Origin of the sequence: Paraherbaspirillum soli (genome assembly GCF_042654985.1) — a bacterium.
Classification (GTDB): Bacteria; Pseudomonadota; Gammaproteobacteria; order Burkholderiales; family Burkholderiaceae_D; genus Paraherbaspirillum; species Paraherbaspirillum soli.
The window spans coordinates 214,163-241,010 of record NZ_JBHSMT010000026.1; the positions used below are offsets into that span (position 1 = coordinate 214,163).

Here is a 26,848-nt window from a genome sequence, read left to right on the forward strand (position 1 = left end):
ATGGCGATTGCTCATGACATACTTTCTTCGTGGTAGTACTGAATGTGGTCTGTGGCGCGATCCAGTGTTGACATCAATTCCTGCCGGGAGACAAACGCCGTGCGCACGTAAGCCGTGCGCGAGAAAATGTCGTTCAGCCCGTGTGCGTTCGCTGGGATTGGAGACTGCGTAGGCTCCTGGTCCGCCATCGACAGCCGCCGGCGAAGCAACGTCTCGATCAGCTTACCGGCCATAGGTGGCATGATGTACCGGATGCCGCAGCAGTCCTTGGTTATCGCTTGGACAACGACGTCTTGTGCGTCGGTTAATGCGTGGTCCATCTGGATCCATGCGCTCAGCGCATAGAGGTCGATGCCTGTGAGCTTCTGGACCAACGTCGGAAACAAATCACCGCCGTCGCACACGTGAGTCTTGATGATTCGAGGGGCCGCTGCAGTGAGGATGATCTCGGTATGCGTTGGGGTGTTGTCCACGTCCATTTCGGTGAGCGCCTTCACAACATAATTAGTGATGAGGGGCGTTTGCTCTATATAAAGTTCGGCTGGGGAGTCGTGCCTTTTGATTCCAGCACAAAAAAGTGCGTTCATCCCGGTTCCTTGATTATGTGTTGACGTTGCGTCGAGCATCGCGTAGTGCTGATATGTAGAATTGCCAATAGCCGGTATTGAGGTGCTGCGACCTGTCACGGCACCGTTCGTGGAGTTTGTGGATTTTCTGAATTGGCACGTTAGACCAGAGATGGTGTTCCACGTGGAAGTTGTTGCTATTGGTGAGCCAAGTCATGAACCAGTTCGACTTGATCGTACGCGTGTTTTCAAACGCGTCGGTCGAGTTCGCGTTACAACTGTAGTGCTCGGGCATCTCGATGAACGCATGTAACGGTGAGGCGACGATGAACAGTGCAGTCAACCAGATCAGCAAGGGATCGAGTTTAGCTGTAACCCAGCATGCGGCGGTGAGCGTTGCAAGTGCCACTGCGGCAATGACGTAGAACAACCGCACCTGCCCCTGGTAGCGGACATGCAAACCGTCTATCGATCGGCCGAGCAGCGCCTTCACGAGTCCCGTGCAGAAGCTCTTGTAGTGATGCAGCATCAGAAAGCGTAGCGCTAATCCCTTGGGTGTCCAGGTCTCGGAGCCGTAGTCGAAGAACTCACGGTTCATAGGCGTGCCCAGCAGTGCGTGATGCTTCAGATGGTTGATGCGGTATTCGTAGAAGGATACGAGCATTGGTAGGCCCATCGCGACGCCAAAGAATTCGTTAAGTCGCGGCGAACGAAAGCCTGTGTAGTGCAGAGCCTGGTGTGACAGCTCCACGCCGTGCGCCATGGCGACGCCCAGCACGAGGATGCCGCACACGGTGGCGGTTGCGCCGGTGTGCAACGAGAGCCATGCGCCGAGCACCATCAATGTGAGCCACAGCGCCGTGCGCCATGCAAAGAAAGCGGATGAGATCTCCATCCATTCTGGCTCAAGCTTCGCTGGCCTGGTCGCCTGCGCTGCCCCTACTTGGCCGGAAATCACAGATTGAGTTAGATGCTGATTTGGCATTGTTTTTCCTTGATCTAGTGGAGTCAGGATTTCAGCGATTCGATGCATGCTCTAGGATTGGAATGCAGCAGGTGCAACAGCAGCGCGCGCGCAATGTGCAGCCGCGCTACTGCTTCCTCATAGATCGCGGACTGCGGACCGTCGATAACTTCGGGCGTGACTTCGTCACCACGGTTGGCCGGGAGGTTGTGCATGAAAAAGGCGTGCGGCCGCGCTAGCGCCATCAACTCGCAGGTAATGCTGTACGGCAACAGCGTCGTACGACGTTGCTCGGCTTCATGCGCCTTGTTCATTGGTATCCAGACGTCTCCGATGATCACGTCGGCATCCTTCGCCGCTTCGTGCGGATCGGCTGTCCATGTGTAGCCCTCTAAGTCATCGACCAGTGCCGACGGCGGCGCCCAATTCGCCGGTGTAGCGATGACGAAGCGCGCGCCAACTAGCGCTGCGGTCTGCGCAAGCGAGGTGGCGACATTAGTGCCGTCGCCAATGAAAGCCACTTTTAGGCCTTTCAATTCATGGAGGCGTCGGCGGATCGTCAGGAAGTCGCACAGCGCCTGCGTCGGGTGATGCTGATCGCACATGCCGTTGATGAACGGTACCGGACAGATCGCGGCGATACGCGCTTGAAGGGCGTGGTCGTAGATGCGCGTGAGCAGAGCATCGTTGAAGCGGCCGATGACGTTTACGAAGTCTTCTAAGTGTTCAGTCTTCTCTGCGTTGCGACCGACTCTGGCTTCCTTGCCGCTGAAATGGATCGCGTGCCCGCCGAGGTCGAACATAGCGCGCTCAAACGCACTGCGCGTACGAAGAGAAGTCTCGTCGAAGACCATCGCGAGGCATTTGCCACGCAGGAAGGGGGCAACCGATCCCTTCGTTAAGATGTGTTGCTCAAGGGCGTCAGCATCGTCGATGATCGACATCACAGATGTGCTGTCGAGGTCAGTGATGGCATTAATCTGAGAGATTCGTTTCATTTTGCGTAAAGAAACTCCTGGGCGACGGCGACGCGACGCTCGGGAAAGGTTTGAAGGAAGTCAGCCGGCTTGCTGCACGCTGCGTGCCTGGGCCAGCAATCGCAAACGAAGGGCATTGAGTTTGATAAAGCCTGTCGCGTCGCTCTGGTCGTAGACTTGGTCTTTCTCAAAAGTGACGTGACGCTGCGAATACAGGCTGTACGGGCTCTTGCGACCTTCCACGATGACATTGCCTTTATAGAGCTTCAGTCGAACCGTCCCGGTCACACGCTCCTGGCTCTTGTCGATCAGCGCTTGCAGCATCTCGCGCTCCGGCGCGAACCAGTAGCCGTTGTAAATGAGCTCGGCATAACGCGGCATTAGTTCGTCCTTCAGATGTGATTCGCCGCGATCTAGGGTTATCGATTCCAGCGCGCGGTGAGCCACTTGCCAAATCGTGCCGCCTGGGGTTTCGAAAACACCACGACTTTTCATGCCGACGTAGCGAGTGTCAACGATGTCGAGCCGACCGATGCCGTTGTCACCGCCGAGCTTGTTGAGTAAGGCGAGAGTTGCGGACGGCGACAGATGCACACCGTCTACTGCGACCGGGTTGCCACGCTCGAAATTGATCTCGGTGATGGTCGGGCGGTCAGGCGCGTTCTCAGGCGAGACGCTGCGCGTGAATACATCCTCTTCTGGCGTGACCCAAGGGTCTTCTAGCACCTTACCCTCGGCGGAGATGTGCAGCAGATTGGCGTCGGCCGAGTACGGAGGCTCGCCGCGGTTATCCTTGAACACAGGAATGCCATGCCTATCGGCGTAGTCCAGAAGATCGGTACGGCTCTGCATATCCCATTCGCGCCAAGGCGCGACCACACGGATATCCGGGGACAGAGCGTAGTAGCTCAACTCGAAACGCAGTTGGTCGTTGCCTTTACCTGTCGCGCCGTGTGCGACTGCGTCAGCACCCAGCAGGCGGGCGATTTCGATCTGTCGCTTGGCTACGAGCGGACGTGCAATTGGTGTGCCCATAAGGTAGTAGCCCTCGTAGACCGCGTTGGCACGAAACGCTGGCATTACGTAGTCGCGCACAAATTCCTCTCGTAGATCTTCAACGAAAATGTTCTCAGGCTTTACACCTAATGCAAGAGCCTTGGCGCGCGCCACCTCAAGTTCATCACCTTGACCCAGATCAGCGGTGAACGTAATGACCTCGCAATCGTACTCATTTTGCAGCCACCGTAGAATTATGGAAGTGTCCAGTCCGCCGGAAAACGCAAGCACAATTTTCTTGATTCCTGATTTTTGCTTCAACATGTTTTTTAGCTTTCTTTATGTGATTTGGACAATGAATTTATGGGGCTGGACTCGATTGACGAAAGGAGTTAGCGATACGGGTCAGCACTCATCGAAAGCCCGGGAGCAATTGTCAGCTCTGCCAAGGATGGAAGGAATATGACAATTCTTATTTTCAATTTAGAAAAGTCTGTTTTTTGCGAGTAGGGCCGTGATCAGCCCGTCGATCCATTGAGCCGAATGTGGTTGGAGATATCAAATGGCTGAGAGTGATTTCAAGTACACGTCACTTCGTTAGCATGCAAACTAACTTTGGCTGCGACGTGTTGTCGGCAAAAGGATAATTTGTTTCGACGGTCGTTCAGGAGGAAGGGGCAGCTCAGCTTTGCATTGGTAATCAGGACCTTGAATACCAATGCTATGGGTGGCTGAAATTGAGGGATATGACCACCTGTAGGTGGCTCATGGATCATCGGCGTCTGTGAAGCCGCAATAAAAAAAGCCTCCGGTTTTGCCGGAGGCTTTTTTACTTCTCAGAGTCGGTTGCCAAAGATTGCGTTCAGCTCTGCAGCCTCATTGACACTCGTTCAAAGTACGTTGGTTTTCTGCCGCTTGCTGAGCTCGCTGGTTGTCATTCATGAATGATCGCTGACCATTGGCGTCAGTCTGGGCGATACGGGTGCCTGAATTCAGGGTGCGTTGATTTTCCCGGGCATGGGCGCAATTTGTGGCCTTGTCCGATGCGCGCTTGGCTTCTTCCGCTGCTTTTTTGTCTTTCTCGGCTTGGTCTGCCTTGCGTTTCTGGAACGCGGCATTTTGCTCGGCAATGGTCGGCGGTGCTTTTACTTCCGGTTTTTTGTCGCCGTCAGCGTTGGCATCCGCGTCGGCGGGGGCCGCACTTTGTGGCGGCATCGCGTTGCCCGGCATTTTGAGTATGCGTTTGTTCGGTACCGAGGACGGCGGCGGCATGTCTGAAAATTGTTTGACTCCCTTCTCATCCAGCCATACATATTGCGCCAAGGCGGAAGTCGCCAGGCTCAACAGGACACATGCCGCACTGGCGGAGAAAATTTGTTTCAGACGAATGGCGTTCATTGAGCTCCTTGGGTGCTAAATAGAAGGTAAAAACAGGGCAGGTTCACAGAGCGGAGATTTCGCCATGTTTTGCAGTGCGTGTCAATCAATCGGTAGTGCTTTCGAGAAATATTTGGCTGCGTTAGGCGACTGCCTCGGATTTCTGTATAATTCGCTTTTGCGCCTATAGGAAAAACTATGCGTCTCCTTCAAAAAGCACTCACGTTCGATGACGTGCTGTTGGTTCCAGCTTACTCGGACATTCTCCCCAAAGACACTTCCCTCAAAACACGGTTGACGCGCAATATCGCGATCAACATACCTCTGCTGTCGGCGGCGATGGATACCGTGACCGAGGCGAGGCTGGCCATTGCAATGGCGCAAGAGGGCGGCATTGGCATTATTCACAAGAATCTGACCGCCCAGGAACAAGCGCGCGAAGTGGCCAAGGTCAAGCGCTTCGAATCCGGCGTATTGCGCGATCCGATCACGATTCCGCCGACCATGCGGATCCGCGAAGTGATTGCGTTGGCAGAACAGCACGGCATCAGCGGTTTCCCGGTGGTCGAGGGCAATCGCCTGGTCGGTATTATCACCAACCGCGATTTGCGTTTTGAAGAAGAGCTGGACGCCGAAGTCAGCGCCAAGATGACGCCGCGCGACAAGCTGGTGTACGTCAAGGACGGCGCCGATCTGTCCGAAGCCAAACGCTTGATGAACAAGCATCGCCTGGAACGCGTGATGGTGGTCAACGATGCGTTCGAGCTGCGCGGCCTGATTACCGTCAAGGATATCCAGAAATCGACTTCACACCCGCTGGCTTCCAAGGATGAGCAAGGCAAGTTGCGCGTCGGTGCGGCGGTCGGGGTCGGCGCGGATAACGAAGAGCGTATCGAGTTGCTGGTCAAAGCCGGGGTCGACGTCATCGTGGTCGATACCGCACACGGCCATTCCAAGGGCGTGCTGGACCGGGTCAAATGGGTCAAGCAGAATTTCCCGCAAGTCGAAGTCATCGGCGGCAATATCGCTACCGCAGCGGCTGCCAAGGCATTGGCCGATCATGGCGCGGATGGCGTCAAGGTCGGGATCGGTCCTGGCTCGATCTGCACCACGCGTATCGTTGCCGGTGTCGGCGTGCCGCAGATTTCCGCCATTTCCAACGTTGCGCAAGCGCTGAAGGGCACTGGCATCCCGTGCATCGCCGACGGCGGCATTCGCTTTTCCGGCGACATCGCCAAAGCGCTGGCGGCCGGTGCTTCGACTGTCATGATGGGCAGCATGTTTGCCGGCACCGAAGAAGCGCCGGGCGAAGTGATCCTGTTCCAGGGCCGCAGCTACAAGTCGTATCGCGGCATGGGCAGCCTGGGCGCGATGTCGGATGGTTCGGCCGATCGTTACTTCCAGGATTCGGCCAACAAGGCTGACAAGTTCGTGCCGGAAGGGATTGAAGGCCGGGTGCCTTACAAGGGCAGCGTATTGACGATCCTGTATCAGCTGGTCGGCGGCGTGCGGTCTTCGATGGGCTACTGCGGTTGCGCCACCATCGACGAATTGCGGGAAAAAGCCGAGTTCGTTGAAATTACCTCAGCCGGTATGCGCGAATCGCACGTCCATGATGTGCAGATTACCAAAGAAGCGCCGAACTATCGGACCGATTGATCAAGGCGATTTGGATCAGGTTCCAAGCAAATGTTCAATCCCTGTTGCGCGCCACCCGCGGTCATGCCGTCGGTGGCGCGTGCAGTTTAAAGATTCTAATTAAGTAAGCCACCCAGGCGCTCATCATGCACTCAAAAATTCTCATTCTCGATTTCGGTTCCCAGGTTACGCAACTGATCGCACGGCGCGTGCGCGAAGCCGGCGTGTTTTCTGAAGTCTATCCCTACGATGTGTCCGACGAATTCATCCGCAATTACGGCGCCGCCGGGATCATCCTGTCAGGCGGTCCGAACAGCGTGACCGAAGGCGATACGCCGCGCGCGCCGCAAGCGGTGTTCGAAATCGGCGTGCCGGTATTCGGCATCTGCTATGGCATGCAAACCATGGCCGAGCAATTGGGCGGCAAGGTCGAGATGGGCCACGTGCGCGAGTTCGGCTACGCCGAAGTGCGCGCTCGCGGTCATACCGCACTGCTGAAGGACATCAGCGATTTCACGACCCCGGAAGGACACGGGATGCTGAAGGTCTGGATGAGTCACGGCGACAAGGTCAACGACATGCCGCCCGGCTTCAAGCTGATGGCATCCACGCCGAACTGTCCGATCGCCGGCATGGCCGACGAAGAGCGCAAATTTTACGCGTTCCAATTCCACCCGGAAGTCACGCACACGGTGCAGGGCCAGGCCATCCTGACCCGTTTCGTGACCGAGATCTGCGGCTGCAAGCAGGACTGGAACATGCCCGATTACATCGCCGAAGCGGTGGAGGCTATCCGCCAGCAAGTCGGCAGCGATGAAGTGATTCTGGGCTTGTCCGGCGGCGTCGACAGCAGCGTCGCGGCGGCACTGATTCACCGCGCGATCGGCGACCAGCTGACCTGCGTGTTTGTCGATCACGGCTTGCTGCGGCTGGACGAGGGCAAGATGGTGATGGAGATGTTCGCCAACAACCTCGGCGTCAAAGTGATCCACGTCGATGCCACCCAACAGTTCATGGGACATCTGGCCGGCGTCACCGACCCGGAAGCCAAACGCAAGATTATCGGCCGCGAATTCGTCGAAGTATTCCATGCCGAGTCGGACAAACTGAAGAACGCCAAGTGGCTGGCGCAAGGGACGATTTATCCCGATGTCATCGAAAGTGCCGGCAAGGGCAAGAAGGCTGCGCACACGATCAAGAGCCACCACAATGTCGGCGGCCTGCCGGAAACGCTGAACCTGAAGCTGCTGGAACCGCTGCGCGAATTGTTCAAGGACGAGGTGCGCAAGCTTGGCGTCGCACTCGGCCTGCCGCATGCGATGGTGTATCGCCATCCGTTCCCGGGACCGGGTTTGGGCGTGCGGATTCTGGGCGAAGTCAAAAAAGAATTCGCCGACCTGCTGCGTCGCGCCGATGCCATTTTCATCGAAGAATTGCGCAACACCAAAGACGAGCAGGGCCAGTCCTGGTACGACAAGACCAGCCAGGCGTTTGCCGTGTTCTTGCCGGTCAAGTCGGTCGGCGTGATGGGCGATGGCCGTACCTACGAATACGTGGTTGCCTTGCGTGCGGTCCAGACCCAGGACTTCATGACCGCCCACTGGGCCCATCTACCGCATGAATTGCTGGGCCAGGTATCGAACCGCATCATCAACGAAGTACGTGGCATCAACCGGGTGGTGTACGACATCTCGGGCAAGCCGCCGGCGACGATTGAGTGGGAATGATCCGATGTCTAGCACTCGCTAGTACTCAAAAGTAGAAAATGCCTGAAAGCCCGCGTAAATGCGGGCTTTTTTGCTTTTTTGCTCCGCATTGATTGGCAGGCCGATGTATTGGACTGAACCCTTGCAACTGGAGCAGTCACACGGGAGCGGTCTCGCTGGGGGCTTGACAACGTACTCGCTGCCACTGATGCCGTTACACGCGCACCGTGAAGGGCTCGGCTAATGACTTATAACGCTATGTATTGTCATCGAGCACCTCCCCAGGGCGGCTCATTTCGTCGGAAAAAGCGACTTCAAGTAGTCGTCATTCTTACCCGTAGGCTCTCTATTTTCTTTTTCTTTATTTGCGAGCGTGTAGGGCCGCATCCCGTCATTGTGCGATCTAAGCTTGTCATAATGCCGTGTTACAGGGTCCGTGCTGTCATGACGAGTTAGCTCTTCCTTCATTGTGTCAGTAAAGTACTGCTTGGCCGCCGGGCTCAGACCCGATTCATTCGTTTTCTTGCGCTGTACAATCACACCAATCGCGCTTTTATAATTATCCATATCTTCGCTAATTTCAGCCGCAATTATTTCGACTTTCTTTTTTCCGTCACTCTTTAGACGATTCAATTCGTCTTCGCTATTATGAGCCGGAATTATTTTGAATTTCATTAATTCGGCTTCCTTTCGACGATTAAATTCTTCTTCGCTAATATCAGCCGACATTGTTTCGAATTTCTTTTCTCTGGTTTTATTTAGACTATTCAATTCTTTTTGACTAATATCAGTCAACATTGTTTTGTCATTCCATTTTCCGGTGTACTCTAGACGAGTCTTTTCTTCTTCGCTAATTTCAGTCGGAATTGTTTTGACGCTCCTTTTTCCGGCATCCTCTAGAATCATTTCGAATAACTTATTGGTGGCCTCGACAGTCGCCATTTCCGATGAATTTCTTCCAGTGTCGGTAGTGTATTTTTCCGTCAGCTCTGTCCATAGAGCATCCAGTGGTCGGTGTGCGTTCGATTTTTCGTTAAGCTTAATTTGAACGGCTGCTAGAATACCTTCTGTTGTCAGAAACTCTGAATTGCGTAGGCTGTAGAAATTTCCCCTACTATTTGCACCCGCAGCCATGTCCACCCCGCTCGTTCTCACATCATCTAACTGTGGTCTTGCTTCGACACGACTAATTCCTACCTGACCTCGATCTAAATATTCACTTAGACTGTATACGTTCGTTCTCTGAAGTATCTGGGCATCCTCATTAACCCCAGACTGATGACCTAAATAGGTTGTGCTTTTATATCGGTCAGTCAGCGCGAATAAGGCCGCTCTTTGCTGGTTGCGGTCAAGCCCTTCTTGTTGCATATCGTTAAAGAAGTGCACCTTAACACCGTTTTCTTGACCGTATTCTCGCCAATGTTGTTGCGCCTGTTCATTAAATGTACTGCCCACAAAGCTGATCTCAAGCTCATTCTTCTTCCCCCCGATCGCCGTTTGTGCGTCATAAATGCCGCCTATTAAGCTTTGCATGTGAGCATCGTCCGGTGTTGTGTGACGATACTCTCGAGGGTTCCATGCGTCCTGAGATGCTCGCTTGTTTATATTGATAAGGATGAGCTTAGATTCTGGTATCTGATTTTCCGAAGCAACACCGTCGGAGGGTAATTTATTCGCAAGCTTAGATTCTGGTATCTGATTTTCCGAAGCAACGTCGTTGGAGAGAACTTCTTTTTTCACAAGGTATTCTCTTATATTAGTGTCCGATGCAATCATGTTCTTAAACATGGCGTGTACTTTTGTACGTACCTCAGGATTCTGCATGATGTTGTCGTACTGCTGGTAATGCTTTACTCTCTGCTCGCCTGCCAAGTTTTCCGACTTTGCCAAGTCTTTAAAGTGATTTACAACTACTTGGGTGCCGAAAATATAATCATGGCCTTCTTTGAATCTATCTCCTAGCGAAGATAGATGTTCTTGTATAGCAAAAAGATTGCGATTGAATGCTTCTTGTTCGCTTTCCGGATTTGGGTTGTCAAAATATTGAAATATCGCGAGAGGGCGATCTTTATTGTCAAGGAAGGCGGTATATTTATAGGCGTTCATATCTCCCCTTGCACTGGGAGGGAAATGAACTATAGGCCTTTTGGAACCAGTGAACGCATCCGTGAATTTCTCAAAATTCTGAAATTGCAAAGAATTCCGCTTGCCTTTTAATTTTTCGAGGCGCTCTGCTTCTTTGTTTAGTGTTTTTTGAGCTGGTGTTTGTTTTGGCGGCTGGCTGGCACGTGTTGGTTCCGCGGGCGACGCCTCGGTCTGCAATGTAGGAATACTTGCCGAACGCGTCGCAGTGGAATAAATCTCAGATAGATATGGGGGAATTACAGGGCGAGAACTAATTGTTGTCATACAGACTCCCGAGAGGCGTTGTTTTAGAATTCGATCGGAAAATTTCCGGAGGCATTCATAGGTGTTTTGGTCTCGCGTCAGGTTCCATAAGAAATAGGCAATCGCATGCACAGCAGCTATTTTGAGCTGTACCCAGGCGCTACAGTATCTTTGTGGATTACCGTAATTTTCGGGATCTCGGCGTGAGAGATGGTCAGCGAACTGTATGATGCCCGGCTCCCATTTAGTGGTGCCAATTAGCAACATCAGTCACTCGATTTATTGGAAATGGTATTTTTCATGGTATTGGATGAAATGATTTCCTCTAAAATCAAGGCAGCACAGTATTCCTGAGTGTTATTGATAATTGAGTGGGAGTGAGCTTGCTTTGAGAGCTTTCCTCTCTCAAATATAAACGTTCGTGAGCCCTGTTTTTACAGGGCTTTTTTATAAGAAAAATTCTTAAGCAACGGCGACGCTCATGCCGGAATCTCGATGACGAAGCGGCAGCCCCCCGATTGCGGCGGCGTGACCAGTTTGACGGTGCCGCGCAGACGCGCTGCTGCTTGCTGGACAATGGCCGATCCCGGTACATCCTGTCCGACGCATCGGTAGAAGCGTTCGAATACCAGCACCTGTTCCGCGTCCGGGATGCCGGGGCCGTTGTCAGTCACGGCCAGCGTCAGCAGGCCGTTTGCGGCAACTGAACGCTGAAGTTCCACCAGCACTTGTCCGCCTTCCGGAATGTAGCGCACCGCATTGTGCGGCAGATTGTGCAGGATGGATAGGAAGGCGTGCCGGTCCAGCGCATGGAGCAGGGTGTCCGGTGCTTCCAGCGATAATTCGATATCGCGCCGCACCGCCAGCCAGAGCGGCAGTAACACCAGCGGCAGCGCGATCAACACATTGACAGCCAAGTCGACGCCCATGCGCTGCAGTATCCAACTGTGGTTGATGATAGGCGCTCCTATGCGCAAGATCCGGCTCCCGACCTGATGTTGGTACATGCGGAAAGGCCGACCTTTGATCAAGGTGTCGCTCAGTTGCTGATCGGTGTGGCGTTGAGCAAACGGATGCCTGGAAATAAGTGGCTGACCGCGTTTGTTTTGAACAGCAGGAGCGGACCAAAGCAGATTTGGAAATGTGACGCATCACGGTTTGCCAGCACAGTCCACCGACGTTGTGCTTCGCCAAAAATTTGCAGATAAATTTACCTTCCGCTACGATACCGACTCCGCAATGCTCCATGGAAATAAACCGCCGAAACGGGTTGATTGAAATGCAAGGAGATGCGGAATGACGTTGCATTGCAACTTTAACTATGTTGAGCATGTACTTACACACCAGATCCGGGCGGGAACCCGGGATGAGGAAAATGGAAAATGATAAAAGCAATCGGGATCATAATGTTTTTGTTGGGCTCGTATGGACAGTATTGGGTTGGCAAACGATCGTTCCACCGGCGTAATCAAGCCGGCATTGAGGTGTTTGAAAGCTATGGGGGCGCACTGGCCACCCAAGCACTCGAAAAAGTCGTGAAGATTGCCTCTGGGGTCGGTATTGCACTTGGTTTCATTTTGTTTTGCGTAGGTTACGGATTCGGTCACTAATACGTATAGCGGCCCGATAACATCAATCGCGGGAGTCCGACAATCGTTAGTCCACGCTAAGAAAAGCGCAAAAGCTCGCATGAATGCGGGCTTTTTTGTTTTTGGCGCGGCGGCTTGCACCCGGCAAGCGAATGCAGGCATGCGTGACGACGCAGTCTCTATCCGGTGTGAGCAGCGAACCCTACCTGATCCGGCGCAACCTCGGGCCGCAACGTGAGTTGCGGAATGTCGTACGCGCCGCCATTTTGCGGGCGAAACGGTATCGGCGTAGTGTTCCAGAGATCGTCGAGGCGCTGGCCGAGCGCGTCGCGAATTCTTGAAAATCCTGCTTCGTCAATTCGGCTGGTCCGATAGATCACGAACGGCGGCAAGACGTCGAAGCCGGGGTAATACAGTATCCCGTGCTGGATCGGGAACAAAACATCATCCATTGGGCCATTGATACCTCGCGGGCTGTAATGAGACTCCCATCCGCCCGCGGTGACGATCAGCATCGCTCTCTTCCCCGCCATCGTGCCTTCCCCATAGCGGTCGCCCCAACGCGCATCGGAGTGTTCCCCGACGCCGTACGCGAAGCCATACGCATAGACGCGTTCTACCCAGCCTTTCAGGATCGCCGGCATCGAGAACCACCACAGAGGAAACTGCAGGATGACTGCATCCGCCCACCTTAGCTTGTCCTGTTCCAGTGCGATGTCTTCGCTCTGCCGGCCAGTCTCGAACGCACGCTTGGAATCCAGAGCTGGATCGAAGCGCATATCGGACCGCCGATCCATGCTGTCGTCTGCGTCGAGTGATGCTTTCCACTTCATTGCATACAAGTCCGAAACCCGGACTACGTGTCCGGCATCCTCAAGACGTTTGACCGAGAAGTTCTTAAGCGAGCCGTTCAGGGATTTTGGTTCGGGGTGGGCATAGACGAGAAGAATATTCATGATTGCGCTTTCAACGGTAAGGAGAAGGCAGCTTAGGTCTGTGTCAGGTATATTGGAAATGAATTTCCAATATCCCAGGTATTACTATGAATAATCTTCGACGACTGGATCTCAACCTGCTGGTCACACTGGATGTCTTGCTTTCCGAGCACAATGTGACTCGCGCCGCAGAGCGTCTGAACTTCTCTCAACCATCGGTAAGCGTGCATCTCGCCAAGCTGCGGGATGTCTTTGGCGACCCGCTGTTGCTACCCGGGCCGCGAGGCATGCAGCCCACCGCGAGGGCCGATGCGTTGCGCGAACCGTTGCGGCAGGCGCTTGATGCACTTGAGCGCGCGGTATCGCCTGCCAGCCCTTTTGATCCCGCCGAGGCCAGCCATACCTGGCGGGTTGCGGCTGCCGACTACAGCGGGTCGGCGATCCTGTTGCCGACTTTGGCCGGCTTGCGCTCGGCGGCGCCGGGTACCCGGCTGGCGGTCCTTGAAGCGGTGCCGTCACGCATTGCCAAGCAAGCGGAGCAGGGGGAGATTGATCTTGCCTTTCACACCAGCGAGGGGGCGCCGCCGAGCCTGCGGCGCCGCACGCTCTTTACGGAACGGTATGTGCTGGCAGGCCGGGTGGGTCATCCGCGCCTGAAACGGCGGCCAACGCTTGCGCAATTTTGCAAACTTGAGCACGTGATCGTGTCGCCGGACGGCGGCGGGTTTCGCGGCGTCACGGATGAAGCGCTCGCTGAGGCAGGCTTGACGCGCCGGGTTGTGCTTTCCGTTCCGCACTTCCTGTTGGTAAAGTCGGTCCTGGCCAGCACCGACCTGGTGGCGATGCTGCCTTCGCGCCTGGTGCGCGACCGCGGTGCGCTGCAGGTGGTCGAGCCGCCTGTTGAGGTGCCGGGCTACGAGATGGCCATGCTCTGGCATGAGCGCTCGCATCGCGATCCCGCGCATCAATGGCTGCGTGAGTACATCGCAAATTCTGTGTGATCCGTGCGCGTTGGCGAAAAACCACAAAAAATCTTGACATCCCGTCAAGCAAAATCCGACTCCGGCGTTGCGGCACAAGCGCGCCGCCCCAGATCCGGATTGGCTGTCGGATGCATTCACCTGCGCACGCAATTATTGACCTTGGTAAATGATTCAGCGGCGACTACAATAAATTGCAAGTCAGCAATAATCGGCCTCTAAATCGGCGCCTTGTGGTGGCGCCTGATGCGCGCCGACGTCTCACCGCAATCTTCCCGCCACCAAGAGAGAGATTCCGACATGAGTGCCGATAATTCGCAGGTCGACGATGTGCCGAACAAGGATGCCGAGCTGATCCCGGAGCAGCCGATGCGAATCGCCGATCTGCTGGTGGCCTATCTGGAGCAGATGGAAATCGAATATGTGTTCGGCATTCCCGGCGGCGCCATCGAGCCGCTGTTCAATGCGCTTGCCAGAAGCGGACGCAGGGGTGGAGTCCGTCACATCCTGGCGCGGCACGAAGCGGGCGCTGCCTTCATGGCCGACGGCTACGCCCGGGAAACCGGCAAGATCGGCGTCTGCTGCTCCACCTCCGGCCCCGGCGCCACCAACCTCGTCACCGGCGTCGCCTGCGCTTACGACAACAATATTCCGCTGCTGGTCATCACGGCGCAGCCGGCCCTGCCTAATTTCGGCAAGCATGCGCTGCAGGAATCCGCCTGTACCGGCATCAATACCCTGGGCATGCTGCAGCACTGCACCCGCTACAACTCGCTGGTGTCGCACCCGCAGCAATTTGAAAACAAGCTCATCACCGCATTGCAGTGCGCCACCCGGGCGCCGATGGGACCGGTGCACCTGAGTTTGCCGGTGGATGTGTTCCGCAGCCCCTGCGCCCACCCAGCCCCTTCCTATGACTTGCAAGCCCTGATCCAGCCAGCGTCCCCGGTCGACGATGAAGCGCTGGCGACACTGCTGCTGATGCTGGCCAGAGCCAGGAACCTGGTTTTGTTGATCGGCATGGGTTGCGGCGAAGCGATCGGTTCGATTCTCCAGTTCGCCGAACTGGTCGGCGCAACCGTAGTCACCACGCCGGACGGCAAGGGCCTGGTGAGTCCGCGCCACCCGCTGTTGCGCGGCGTATTCGGCTTCGCCGGCCATGCTGCGGCCGACGCTGCCCTGCGCGACAAGTCGGTGGACATGATCATTGCCATCGGCACCGGCATGGGCGAATGGAACAGCGGCGGCTGGAGCGACAGCCTGCTCAATACGCGCTTGGTGCATATCGACGATTCGGAGGAGCACCTGGCGCTCACGCCGATGGCGCGTTTTCACATGCGGGGCCGCATCCTGTCGATCTTCAACCGGCTGGTCAATCATATCCATGAGGCCAAACAAGGGGGCAATTACGAGTACGAACAGCTGCGCTCGGTGCGCAAGCAGCATGGCGCCGGCTGGGAGCCGCACACCTTGCTGGGCGCTCCCGACAAATACGAGAGCAACGCCACGCCGATACTGCCGCAACGGCTGATGCGCGAGTTGGGTCGGCTGTTTCCTCCGACCACCCGGTTCCTGGCCGACACCGGCAACAGCACCGCCTGGGCGGTCCATTATTTGCAGCCCAGCCTGGATCGCCGGATCGGCGAACGGCGGCTAGGGGGAGGGGGCAGCGCACGCGCGCCAGGACGACGCAAGACCGATGGCGGCTGGCTGCGGGTGACGATGAATTTTGCGCCGATGGGATGGGCCATCGGCGGCGCGGTCGGTACCGCGGCCGCCAATCCGAAGGTTCCGGTGGTGTGCATTACCGGTGATGGCAGCTTCCTGATGAACGGTCAGGAAATCTCGGTCGCGGTCGCCGAAAAACTGACCGTCATCTTCGTCATCCTGAACGACCAGGCGCTGGGCATGGTCAAGCACGGCCAGCGGCTGGCGGGCGCCGAACAGATCGGCTGCGACCTGCCGCCCACCGATTTCGCCGCCATGGCGCGCGCCATGGGCGCCGCCGCCCATACCATCCGCGCCCCGCAAGACCTGGCCCAACTGGATATCGGGGCCATCTGCGCGCACCCGGGCCCGACCCTGCTGGACGTCCTGATCGACCGCGACGAAGTGCCGCCGATGAACGTGCGCATGCGCGTGTTGGCGGCAGAACTATAAGGAATGGCTATGGATAAACTCAAAGGCAAAACCGTACTCATCACCGGCGGTTCCAGCGGCATCGGCCTGGCGACCGCAAAACTGTTCCGCGACCGAGGCGCCCATCTGGCCATCACCGGACGCGACCCGGATAGCCTGGCTCGAGCATTGGGGGAGCTGGGCACCGAGACCCTGGCGATCCGCAGCAATGCCGGCAGCCTGGCCGACATCGAATCCATGCTGGAACAGGTCAAAAAACACTTTACCCAGCTCGACGTACTGTTCGTCAACGCCGGCGACGCCAAGCCGAGTCCGATCGATTCGGTATCCGAAGCCCAGTTCGACGAGATCATCGGGGTGCATGTCAAAGGGGCGTATTTCACGATCCAGCAAGCATTGCCCTTGCTCAGCGTCGGCCGCAGTGCTTCCATCATCGTCACCACCTCCATCACCAATCGCACCGGGACGCCGCATTTCAGCGTCTACGGCGCCGCCAAGGCCGCCCTGCGTTCGCTGGTGCAGTCGCTGAGCCTGGAACTGATCCCGCGCGGCATCCGGGTCAACGCAATCTGCCCCGGCCCGATCGACACGCCCGGCTTTAACCGTCTGGGGCTGCCCAAGGAAACGATCCAGGCGATCCAACAAGAAATCGCCGGCAGATCGCCGATCAAGCGTTTCGGCACCGCGGACGAGGTGGCCAAAGTCGCGCTGTTCCTGGCCTCGGACGACTCGGCCTATGTGGTCGGCGAAGAAATCGTGGTCGACGGCGGCATCAGCCTGGTGTGCCTGCCATGAGCGACAACTTCAGCCAAGTGATTCATAGCAGCATCTGGCGCGAGGAGGCGGAACCCGACAACCCCTACGCCGCCGCGGCCTGCTATTGCCGCGGCTACGATGTCTACGGCGACTTGCTCGGCAAGGCGCGCTATATCGACTATCTCTATCTGCTGTTCAAAGGCGAGCGGCCGTCGCCCAACGCCAGCGCCGCATTGGAGATGCTGGCGCTGGCGCTGGCCAATCCTGGTCCGCGCGATCCCGCTGTGCATGCGGCGATGGCGGCCGGGGTCGGCGGCTCAACTGCCGCCTCGGCCCTGATGGCCGCGCTGGCCGCCGGCGCCGGTTCCTACGGCGGCGGCAGGGAAGTGTTCCTGGCGCTCGAAGCCTGGGCCGAGCGGGGACGCGACCTCGACCTCTGGTGTTCCCGCCTGGCGCATCCGATCCCGCCGACCCGCACCCAGGTGTGGCCGGAGCCGGAACACCCGCCGGGTTTCGACCCCTACGGCAAACGCTGCACCCATCCGGTACTGCAAACCATGGCGCAACTCACTGCACTACTGCCAAGCGGATATCTGTCCTGGCTGGCCAGAGAAAGGCCGGCACTGGAAGCGGCCGCCGGTCATCCGCTGGCCATGACCGGAGTCGCCGCAGCTGCGTTGGCCGATCTCGGATTTTCCGCCAGCGAAGGCGAGATGCTGACCTTGCTGCTGCGCCTGCCCGGCGCCGCCGCACACGCGCTGGAACAAGGCAAAAAGGGATTCCGTCAATTTCCTTTCTTCGCACTGGATCTGGAAAACGACCCCGGCCCCAAGGAGCAAGCATGAGCGGCCCCGAAACTCTGTTCGCCTACGAAGGCCCGCTGCGCACCAAAGTCGGCAAATGCTTTCCCGGCGAACGAGCAGTCTTTCGCGGCCACGACCTGCATGCGGATTTGAAGGATATGGATTGGGTCGAGCTCTACACCTTCGGCATCACCGGCCGCCGCTTTTCGGCGCAACAGTTAAGACTGCTGCACGCGCTCTGGACCTATACCAGCTACCCCGATGCCAGGCTGTGGAACAACCGCGTCGCGGCGCTGGCCGGCAGCGCCCGCAGCACCGGCGCACTCGGCGTTGCCGCTGCGATCGCGGTGTCGGAAGCGACGATTTACGGCTGGCAGCCGGAAACGTCCGCCGCCGATCTTTTGTTGCGGGCCCGGCAGCGCATGCAGGCAGGGGAGTCGCTGCAGGCGGTGCTACAGCAGGAGTTGCAGCAGCAACGGCGCATCCTGGGATATGGCCGGCCGGTTGCCGCACTCCAGGTCGACGAACGGATTCCGGCCATCCTGGCGCGCATGGAGCGCGAGCAAATAACGCAAGGCCCCTATCTGCAATTGGCCTTCGAGATAGAGCGCACCCTGTCGCAGATGGGGAAGCGGCTGCCGATCAACTACGCTGGGGTGGTGGTCGCGATTCCTCTCGATATGGGATTTTCTTTGCGCGAGTGCTATCTGTTCCTGCTGCCTTCGTTTCAGGCGGGCATGCCTCCGTGCTACCTGGAAGCCGCCGAGCGTCCGGAAGGCGCGACATTTGCGCTGCGCTGTTCCCAGTTGCATTACGACGGGCCGGCAGATCGCCGCTGGCAAGCGGAATAAAGTAGTAAATGTTGAGACTGTTGGACATCTCTAAAAACCGTAGCGAGCGGCCCAAGGTCGAAGTGACGAACTTGAAACACCTGCAGCCGTACGGAGGTACGGTGAGCATCGCCGCTTCGAGATTGGCGGGCTTGCCAAACCCTGCAGTAGGTTTTTAGAGATGCCCTGTTCATGGCAGGAAGAAAGATGAATAGAACCGCGCGATAACAATACTCCAGAGAGGGATCGAAAATGGTAAAACGTTTGCAATCCAGAATCCTGTGTGCAGTCGCTCTACTGCTAAGTGCCGGCGGCGCGGCGGCTCAGCAAAACGAGGAGGATGAACTGGCGCTTTCTTATGGTGACAAATCCTCCGTCAGCATCGCCACTGGCAGCAAACAATCCCTGTCTCGCGCACCGGCCGTGGCTTCCGTCATCACTGCCGAAGATATCAAGGCGATGGGCGCCTTCGACCTCGACCAAGTACTGGAAAGCGTGCCCGGACTGCATGTCTCCACATGGTCCGCGCCCTTGTATCCGATCTACAGTTTCCGGGGCATCGTCGAAGCCCACAATCCGCAAGCCCTGGTGCTGGTCAACGGCATCCCGATGACCAATGTGTTTCTGGGCGACCGCAGCCAGGCATGGGGCGGCATGCCGCTGGAGAATGTGGCGCGGATCGAAGTGATCCGCGGTCCGGGATCTGCGCTGTACGGGGCCGACGCTTTTTCCGGCGTGATCAATGTCATTACCAAGACCGCGGCAGATGTCAACGGCACCGAATACGGCGTGCGCGCCGGCAGCTTCCATACCCGCGACGGCTGGATCCAGCACGGCGGCCCGCTAGGTCCGTTCGAGGCAGCTTTTTATCTGCGTGCCGGCCATACCGACGGTCAACACACCACCATCCAGGAGGACTTGCAGTCGAAGCTCGACCCGGTGTTCGGCACCCACGCCTCGCTCGCGCCGGGACCGGTCAATGCGGTGCGCAATGCCCTGGATGCGCGGGCCGATCTGTCCTACCAACAATGGCGCTTTCGTGCCGGTTATCAGCAGCGGGAAGTGGGGATCGGTTACGGCTTGGCCGACAGCGTCGACCCCAACGGCCGCATGCCGTCGTCGCGGCTGTATCTTGACCTGAACTATGAAAAAGCCAATTTCGCCCCGCATTGGGACGTGTCCGGCGTGCTCGCTTATTCCGATATCAAGGAAAAGCAGGGCGACCCGCCTTACACCTTGTTCCCGGCCGGGGCTTTCGGCGGCGCCTTTCCCAACGGCGTGATCGGCAATCCCGGTCATTCCGAGCGCCATACCCAGGTCAGCCTGTCCGCCTTTTATACCGGCTTCGATCATCATCGGGTCCGTGTCGGCGGCGGCTACCAGATAGAAGACTTGTACAAAGTCAGCGAGGCGAAAAATTTCAATATCGTTGACGTGCCGGGGATCGGCCCGGTATTCATGCCTTTCCCCAGCGTGGTCGATGCCACCGGCAATCCCAACCTGGTGTTCATGCTGCCGCACAAGCGCAACATCTCCTACGTGTTCGCCCAGGACGAATGGGCTCTGGCGAGGGATTGGACGCTGACGGTCGGGGTGCGCGACGACCACTATTCCGACTTCGGCAATACCATCAATCCGCGCCTGGCGCTGGTGTGGGACGCCTCGTACAACTTCGTCATCAAGGCACTGCATGGCCGCGCTTTCCGTGCGCCTTCGTTCTCCGAGCAGTATGCGATCAACAATCCGGTCACGATCGGCAATCCCAAGCTGCAGCCGGAAACCATCGTCACCAACGAGCTGGCATTCTCCTGGCAGCCGGCGCCCACGCTGCAAACCAGCTTGAACCTGTTCCGCTACCGGATACACGACATCATCCGGTTTGAGCCGAATGCCGATCCGACCACCGGCTCCACCTACGGCAATCAGGGCGATCAGACCGGACGCGGCCTGGAAATGGAAGTCACCTGGAATGCCACCCGCAATTTGCGGCTGTCAGGCAGCTATTCGCTGCAACATTCGACCGACCAGAAGACTGGCCAGGATGCCGGTCTGGCGCCTCATCACCGGCTGTTCGGCCGCGCCGACTGGCGTTTCGCGCCGCTGTGGCAGGTCGGCACGACGATCAATTACGTGGCCGACCGCAAGCGGCAGCCGGGCGACACCCGGCCCCAGATTGCCGACTACACGACGGTGGACTTGAATCTGCGGCGAGAAAAGCTTGCCGGCAATTGGGAAGTCAGCGCCATCGTGCGCAACTTGTTCAACCGGGATGCAAGAGAGCCGAGTTTCGCGCCGGGGAATATCCCGTTCGACTTGCCGCTTCCGGGGCGCGCTTTCTATGTGCAGCTTCAACATAATCTCTGAGCCGCTCACGATGAATCGGCGCCTCGGGATCTGCTATCGATTCGGATTGCCAGCGGCATTGCGGATCGAGTTCGGCTTGTTCCTGCTGCTGCTATGCGCGCTAGCCTACGCCGGCGAGGACAGCGCCCATGCGGACCCCGGCAAGCGCGCCAGGACCGTAAAGAGCCGCTCGCCGGACTTGAACGGCAGCGCGGCCGAAACACGCCTCGCGCTCAATGAACTCAATCCTATCGTGCTGGCCGGCCTGGACGCACCGCCCAAACGCGCGGAAATCCCCGATAGCAAAGCGGCGCTCGCCGTGATTTATCCGGATCTGCCCGAACCCTATCGCAGTATCTTCGCCAAGATCATCGAGGGCATCGAAGAGCAGACCAAAACCAAGGTAAGCAGCTATCCGATCGGCCCCAACAGCAATCTGGCCGACCTCAGCGGCCAACTCAAACGCGGTGGCACCAAGGTCGTGATCGCGCTCGGGCGGCAAGGCTTGAAGGCCGCATCCGGGCTGGAGCGCGACATCTCGGTGGTGGTCGGCGGCGTGCTGTCGGTGCCCGAGGGCGACAGCCGCAACCTGACTGGCATCAGCCTGACGCCGGACCCGGCGCTGCTGTTCGCGCTGTTGAAGAAACTGCTGCCCGGCGCCAAAAAAGTGACCGTCATCTACGACCCGCAGCATAACGAATGGCTGCTCAAACTGGCGCGTGAAGCGGCCAAGGCCCTGGGCCTGGAATTGGTGGTCCACGAAGCGCACGACCTGGCCTCGGCGGCGCGCCTGTATGAAGCCGCGTTCGCCGGCGCCGACAGCCGGCTGGACGCGGTCTGGCTGCCGCAGGACGCCACCACGGTGGACGAAGAAACGATCTTGCCGCTGGTCTTGAAAGAATCCTGGAACCGCGGCGTGCCGGTTTTTTCCAGCAGCTTCCTGCACGTCAAGAAGGGCGCGCTGTTCGCCTTGTATCCGAACAACCTGGGGCTGGGCCACGACCTGGCCAGCACCGCCCTCAGCGTACTGGCGGGAGACTCGCGCAAGCATGGCTTGTCGCCGTTGCGCGAAGTGCTGACGGCGATCAATCTGCGCACCGCCAGTCACGTCGGCTTGAACATCGACTATCAGCAGCAACGCAGTTTCGATTTCGTTTTCCCGGAGCCGTGAACTTAAAAAACGGTTGAGTGCTCATTGGTTTTGATCAGAGATTGAAATACGTGTAGTCGGTCAAGGCCGACACCTTTCCCTTCATCTTGACGAGCCCATCATGTTGCAAGCTTACCTACGCCGCACCGGATTCCGCCGCCAGCTGATGGTGATCGTCACCGTCTCCATCCTCGGCCTGGCCTTGTTCTCCTCGCTGATGAACTCGTTTGAAACCAGGCAGAGCATGCGCGGCTACCTGATCGAGCAAGGCCGGCACATCGCCGAAAACCTGGCCCGCCAGAGCACCCTGGGTCTGCTCTACCATTCCCCCGACAACGTGCATGAAGAGGTCGCCACCACGCTGGCGTTCCCGGACGTGCTGAAGGTCGAAATCATCGACGCCAACCAAAAAATCCTGGTATCCGAAACCAAGGCCGGCGCCGTCATCAAACCGCATCAAGGAGGGCTGCCCGACAGCGATCTGAGCCGCGCCATGCTGCAGCAGGAAAACGATGAGGTATGGCGCTTCGGCGCACCGGTCTATGAAAGCCATGAAGGAAGCTCGCCGTTCGAGCTGCAGGAGCGCAAACCGCAATTGCTGGGGTATGTGCATATCGTGCTCGGCAAGGGCACCATGAATCGGCTGGTGCTTTCCTTGCTGGTGGCCAACCTGGCCATCACGCTTTCCTTCGCGATCATCCTGCTGATTGTCATGCGCTTGCTGGCGCGTCATGTGATCCGGCCGTTGAACGCCTTGTCCGGCCTGATGGGACGCGCCGAATCCGGCGAGTCGGGCATGCGCGCTGACCCGGAGGGACCGCGTGACATTATCGAGATGGCGCATGCCTTCAACAAGATGATGGCCGTGCTGGAAGAGCGCGAAGCGGAATTGAAACAGTCGCGCGACCAGGCGCTGCAAGCGGCGCTGATGAAAGCGCAATTCGCCGCCACCGTCAGCCACGAAGTGCGCACCCCCTTGAACGGCGTGGTGGGGATGCTAGACATGCTCAAAGAGATGCGCCTCACCAAACCCCAGCTGGAATGCGTCGAGGTGGCCTGGAACTCGGCCCACACCTTGATCGACCTGATCAACGACATTCTCGATTTCTCGAAGATAGAGGCCAACAAGATGGTGCTGGAGCAGATCGAGTTCGACCTGCGCAAACTGGTCGAGGAAACGCTGGAACTGCTGGCCAAGCTGGCCCAGCAAAAAGGGCTGGAACTGGGCTACCTGCTGGCGCCCGATGTCCCCGAACGGATCAAGGGCGATTCGATGCGCTTGCGGCAGGTGCTGATCAACCTGGTCGGCAACGCCTTGAAATTCACCGAACACGGCCAGGTGGCGGTGCGCATCTCGTGCGCCGTCGACAGCGACGCCGGCTTCGGCCTGCGGGTTGAAGTCAGCGACAGCGGCATCGGCATGGACCAGGATGCCATCCGCCATGTGTTCGAATCGTTCGCCCAGGCCGACGGCACCACCGCCCGCAAATACGGCGGCACCGGCCTCGGCCTGGCGATTTGCAAACAGCTGGTGGAATTGATGAAGGGCGAGATCGGGGTCGTCAGCGAACCCGGCCAAGGCGCCACGTTCTGGTTCACGATCCGCTGCCAGCCGGGCGAGGAACAGCCCGTCGTCGCGCCGGAACCGGCCCTGCTCGGGGTGCGGGTGCTGGTGGTGGACGAGAGCGAGATCGTGCGCAGCTTCCTGCAACAAAGCCTGGGCCGTCAGGGGATGGCTTGCCAGGTCGTCAGCAACGGCGCCGAGGCATTGGCGGAACTGGGCCGGGCGCGCGCAGCGCCTTATGCGCTGCTGATCATGGATCGCGGCATCAGCGACGGCAACGGCGCCGACCTGGCGCGCCAGATCCGCTCCGAGCCGGCGCTGGCGGCGACCAGGCTGCTGCTGTTGGAGCGCGACGGCTCGCCCAAGACCGACCAGCCGCCGGGAGCAGGTGGCATGCTGGCCAAGCCCTTGCGTTTGAATCGTCTGCTGGACGCCATCTTGCAACTGCTGTCGGACCAGGAACCCGCGGCCGCGCCGCCTGCTGCGGTTGAGGCCGCTCCTCAGCCCGGCAAGCTGCCGACGGCCGGTAAGGAGTATCAAGTGCTGGTGGTGGAAGACAATCGCACCAATCAAGTGGTGGCCGGCGGCATGCTGACCATGAGCGGCTGCAACTGCGAATTTGCGTCCAACGGCTGGGAGGCGATCGAAGCCGCCCAGCACCGCCGCTTCGACCTGATCCTGATGGACTGCAATATGCCGGAGATGGACGGCTATGAAGTCACCGCGCGCATCCGCAATATTGAGCAGACCGAGGACCGGCGCACGCCGATCGTCGCCATGACCGCCAATACGCAAGAAGGAGATGTGGAAAAATGCCTGGCAGCGGGCATGGACGATTACCTGGCAAAACCGATCACCTTGATCGAGCTGCGCCGCAAACTGGAGCGCTGGCTGATTCATGCCAGCGCCGCCAACGCCGGCGCCGCCGAGGCCATCAACAGCATCGCCGAGCAGGCGGCAACGGCCACGGAAAACCTGAACGAGAGCGAATACAGCGCGCTCGACCGCAATGTCTTCGACAAGCTGCGGGAAATCCTGGGGCCCGGTCTGCAACAGGCAGTGACGCCCTACCTGGAAGATACGCCGGCCTATCTGGACCAACTGGAAAAGGCAGTCAATCAGGGCGATTCGGAATCCGCCCGCGCCATGGCCCACACCCTCAAGGGCAGCAGCAGCAACCTGGGCGCGGCCTGCATGGCCCAGTTGTCCAAGGAGGCGGAAGAACACGCGATCAACCGCCAGCTGGCCGATATCCGTCCGCTGCTGCCGCGCTTGCGCTCCGCCTTCGACGACGTCGCAGCATTGCTGGGCAGCGAGGGCGCGGTCGAGGGGCCGCGCGGCAACCAACCGATGATAGAGAGCGCCCTGGTGCTGGTGGTGGACGACGATCGCAGCACCCGCAGCGCATTGCGCTATACCTTGCTGCGGGACGGCTTCCGGGTGGCGGAAGCGGAAAACGGCGTGCAGGCCTTGCGCCTGCTCAGACGCATACAACCGGACGTGATCCTGATGGATGCGGTGATGCCGGTGATGGACGGCTTTACCACTTGCGCCCGGCTGCAGGAGCTGCCCAACCGGCAAAACATCCCGGTGCTGATGATCACCGGGCTGGAAGACAATGCGTCGGTAGAGCGGGCGTTTACCGCCGGCGCCAGCGACTACATCCCCAAGCCGATTCATTTCGCCGTGCTGTCGCAGCGCGTCAGGCGCATCGTCGAGGCCAACCGGGCCGAGCGCCGGGTGCGCGACCTGGCCTTCAACGACTCGCTGACCGGCTTGCCGAACCGCGCCCTGTTTTTCGACCAGCTAAAGCGCAGCATTGAGCAGGCGCGCCAAACCGAGGAGGGCGTGGCGGTGCTGTTCCTGGACCTGGATCGTTTTAAATATGTGAACGACACCCTCGGCCACGATGTCGGCGACAAACTGCTGATCGCGGTGGCGCAGCGGATCCGGCGCAGCGTGCGCATCGTCGACTGCGTGGCCCGTCTGGGCGGCGACGAATTCACCGTGGTGTTGGCCGACCTGGCCAGCCCCAATGCCGCTACTACCGTGGCCCAGAACATCTGCCGCTCGGTCGCCGCGCCGTTCCTGATCGACGGCCACGACATCTTCGTCAGCGCCAGCATCGGCATCTCGCTCTATCCGCACGACGGCACCGATGTCGGCACCTTGCTGCAGCACGCCGATACCGCCATGTACCGCGCCAAGAAGACCAGTTCCGGCTTCAAGTTTTTCGAACCGGCGATGGAGCATTTGATCTCCGAACAAATGCGGATGGAAAGCGACCTGCGCGAGGCCTTGAACCGGCACGAGCTGGAAGTGTTCTATCAGCCGCAAGTGCGCTCCGATAACGGCCAGATCGTCGGCACCGAAGCACTGGTGCGCTGGCATCATCCGACCCGCGGCATGGTTGCGCCCAAAGAGTTCATTCCATTGGCGGAAGAAACCGACCTGATCAACCTGATCGGCGGCTGGGTCATGCGTACCGCCTGTGCCCAGCTCCAGAGCTGGATCAAGTCCGGCATGCCGGCCATGCGGGTGGCGGTGAACTTCTCGGTGCGGCAGTTGCAAACCGATTTCGCCAGTACGGTAGAACGGGTGCTGGCAGACACCGGACTGCCGCCGCACCTGCTGGAACTGGAAATCACCGAGAGCACCCTGATGGAAAATGCCGAGGACAACTTGCAGGCGTTGCACCGGCTGCGCGGCCTCGGGGTACGGCTGACGATCGACGACTTTGGCACCGGCTATTCGTCGCTCGCCTACCTGAAGCGCTTCCCGGTCGACATCATCAAGGTCGACCAATCGTTCGTGAAAGACGTGCCGCAAGACCTGGACGACGCCGCCATCGTCAAAAGCATCATCGCGCTGGCGCACAGCCTGCGGCTGGAGGTGGTGGCCGAAGGCGTGGAAAGCGAAGCCCAGCTCAACTTCCTGCGCGATCTGTCGTGCGACATGATGCAGGGCTACTACTTCAGCAAGCCGATCCCGGCAGCAGAATTCGCCGAATTTGTCACGGCGCAGAACGCTCTTCGGTTGGCGGAATTGCCGGGGCCGGGCTAGCGTGGATTGTCGTGGCATCTAATGGTGTTGTAGGGCGGAAAAGCGCAGCGCCTTCCGCCGTTCTGGATGCGTCAAACATTGGTG

General features: G+C 58.4%; 19 protein-coding genes. 11 read left to right on the top strand and 8 right to left on the bottom strand.

Annotated features, from left to right (window positions below):
- Nucleotides 1-11: 11 nt before the first annotated feature.
- The 5 genes from ACFPM8_RS14855 to ACFPM8_RS14875 form a co-directional block, all read right to left on the bottom strand.
- Nucleotides 12-587 carry an ATP-grasp domain-containing protein gene (locus tag ACFPM8_RS14855; protein ID WP_378998345.1) on the bottom strand — a complete coding sequence of 192 codons (576 nt, stop codon included), beginning with the start codon at nt 585-587 and terminating at the stop codon, nt 12-14.
- A gap of 13 nt (nt 588-600) precedes the next feature.
- On the bottom strand, nt 601-1,551 hold the full coding sequence (locus ACFPM8_RS14860; RefSeq protein ID WP_378998347.1) for a fatty acid desaturase family protein: 951 nt from the start codon (nt 1,549-1,551) through the stop codon (nt 601-603).
- 23 nt (nt 1,552-1,574) lie between these two features.
- On the bottom strand, nt 1,575-2,528 hold the full coding sequence (locus ACFPM8_RS14865) for an ornithine carbamoyltransferase (RefSeq protein ID WP_378998349.1): 954 nt from the start codon (nt 2,526-2,528) through the stop codon (nt 1,575-1,577).
- A gap of 60 nt (nt 2,529-2,588) precedes the next feature.
- Nucleotides 2,589-3,827 (bottom strand): argininosuccinate synthase, encoded by a 1,239-nt coding sequence (locus ACFPM8_RS14870; RefSeq protein ID WP_378998351.1) that lies wholly within the window; start codon nt 3,825-3,827, stop codon nt 2,589-2,591.
- A 552-nt stretch (nt 3,828-4,379) separates the two neighbouring features.
- A complete protein-coding gene (locus ACFPM8_RS14875) occupies nt 4,380-4,901 on the bottom strand; it encodes a DUF4124 domain-containing protein (protein ID WP_378998352.1) in 522 nt (173 codons plus the stop codon).
- Between the two features lie 177 nt (nt 4,902-5,078).
- Between ACFPM8_RS14875 and guaB the strand changes: the two genes are divergently transcribed.
- Nucleotides 5,079-6,539 (top strand): IMP dehydrogenase, encoded by a 1,461-nt coding sequence (gene guaB / locus ACFPM8_RS14880; protein ID WP_378998354.1) that lies wholly within the window; start codon nt 5,079-5,081, stop codon nt 6,537-6,539.
- Between the two features lie 125 nt (nt 6,540-6,664).
- Entirely contained in the window at nt 6,665-8,245 is a 1,581-nt protein-coding gene (gene guaA, locus ACFPM8_RS14885) for a glutamine-hydrolyzing GMP synthase (RefSeq protein ID WP_378998356.1), read from the top strand.
- Nucleotides 8,246-8,515: 270 nt separating this feature from the next.
- On the opposite strand, the gene ACFPM8_RS14890 is transcribed toward guaA, so the two are convergent.
- Both ACFPM8_RS14890 and ACFPM8_RS14895 read right to left on the bottom strand, forming a co-directional pair.
- The gene (locus ACFPM8_RS14890) at nt 8,516-10,633 is read right to left on the bottom strand and encodes a hypothetical protein (protein ID WP_378998358.1); all 2,118 of its coding nucleotides are present in this window, start codon (nt 10,631-10,633) and stop codon (nt 8,516-8,518) included.
- A gap of 458 nt (nt 10,634-11,091) precedes the next feature.
- Entirely contained in the window at nt 11,092-11,619 is a 528-nt protein-coding gene (locus ACFPM8_RS14895; protein ID WP_378998359.1) for a sensor histidine kinase, read from the bottom strand.
- 375 nt (nt 11,620-11,994) lie between these two features.
- Here ACFPM8_RS14895 and ACFPM8_RS14900 point away from each other — a divergent pair, with 375 nt between their 5' ends.
- Nucleotides 11,995-12,222 (top strand): hypothetical protein, encoded by a 228-nt coding sequence (locus ACFPM8_RS14900; protein ID WP_378998361.1) that lies wholly within the window; start codon nt 11,995-11,997, stop codon nt 12,220-12,222.
- Between the two features lie 158 nt (nt 12,223-12,380).
- On the opposite strand, the gene ACFPM8_RS14905 is transcribed toward ACFPM8_RS14900, so the two are convergent.
- Nucleotides 12,381-13,157 (bottom strand): NAD(P)H-dependent oxidoreductase, encoded by a 777-nt coding sequence (locus tag ACFPM8_RS14905; RefSeq protein ID WP_378998363.1) that lies wholly within the window; start codon nt 13,155-13,157, stop codon nt 12,381-12,383.
- A gap of 86 nt (nt 13,158-13,243) precedes the next feature.
- On the opposite strand from ACFPM8_RS14905, the gene ACFPM8_RS14910 reads away from it, so the two are divergent.
- The 8 genes from ACFPM8_RS14910 (at nt 13,244) to ACFPM8_RS14945 (ending at nt 26,764) form a co-directional block, all read left to right on the top strand.
- A complete protein-coding gene (locus ACFPM8_RS14910) occupies nt 13,244-14,137 on the top strand; it encodes a LysR family transcriptional regulator (RefSeq protein ID WP_378998365.1) in 894 nt (297 codons plus the stop codon).
- Nucleotides 14,138-14,416: 279 nt separating this feature from the next.
- Entirely contained in the window at nt 14,417-16,276 is a 1,860-nt protein-coding gene (locus tag ACFPM8_RS14915; RefSeq protein WP_378998367.1) for a thiamine pyrophosphate-binding protein, read from the top strand.
- A gap of 9 nt (nt 16,277-16,285) precedes the next feature.
- Nucleotides 16,286-17,050, top strand: coding sequence for an SDR family oxidoreductase (locus tag ACFPM8_RS14920; protein WP_378998368.1), 765 nt, complete (start codon nt 16,286-16,288; stop codon nt 17,048-17,050).
- Entirely contained in the window at nt 17,047-17,856 is an 810-nt protein-coding gene (locus ACFPM8_RS14925) for a citrate synthase family protein (protein WP_378998369.1), read from the top strand. Before ACFPM8_RS14920 ends, ACFPM8_RS14925 begins: the two co-directional genes overlap by 4 nt.
- A complete protein-coding gene (locus ACFPM8_RS14930) occupies nt 17,853-18,665 on the top strand; it encodes a citrate synthase family protein (RefSeq protein ID WP_378998370.1) in 813 nt (270 codons plus the stop codon). Before ACFPM8_RS14925 ends, ACFPM8_RS14930 begins: the two co-directional genes overlap by 4 nt.
- A 231-nt stretch (nt 18,666-18,896) precedes the next feature.
- Nucleotides 18,897-21,008 (top strand): TonB-dependent receptor plug domain-containing protein, encoded by a 2,112-nt coding sequence (locus ACFPM8_RS14935; protein ID WP_378998372.1) that lies wholly within the window; start codon nt 18,897-18,899, stop codon nt 21,006-21,008.
- Between the two features lie 10 nt (nt 21,009-21,018).
- Entirely contained in the window at nt 21,019-22,158 is a 1,140-nt protein-coding gene (locus ACFPM8_RS14940; RefSeq protein WP_378998374.1) for an ABC transporter substrate binding protein, read from the top strand.
- Between the two features lie 100 nt (nt 22,159-22,258).
- The gene (locus ACFPM8_RS14945) at nt 22,259-26,764 is read left to right on the top strand and encodes an EAL domain-containing protein (protein WP_378998376.1); all 4,506 of its coding nucleotides are present in this window, start codon (nt 22,259-22,261) and stop codon (nt 26,762-26,764) included.
- The last annotated feature ends 84 nt before the right edge of the window (nt 26,765-26,848 follow it).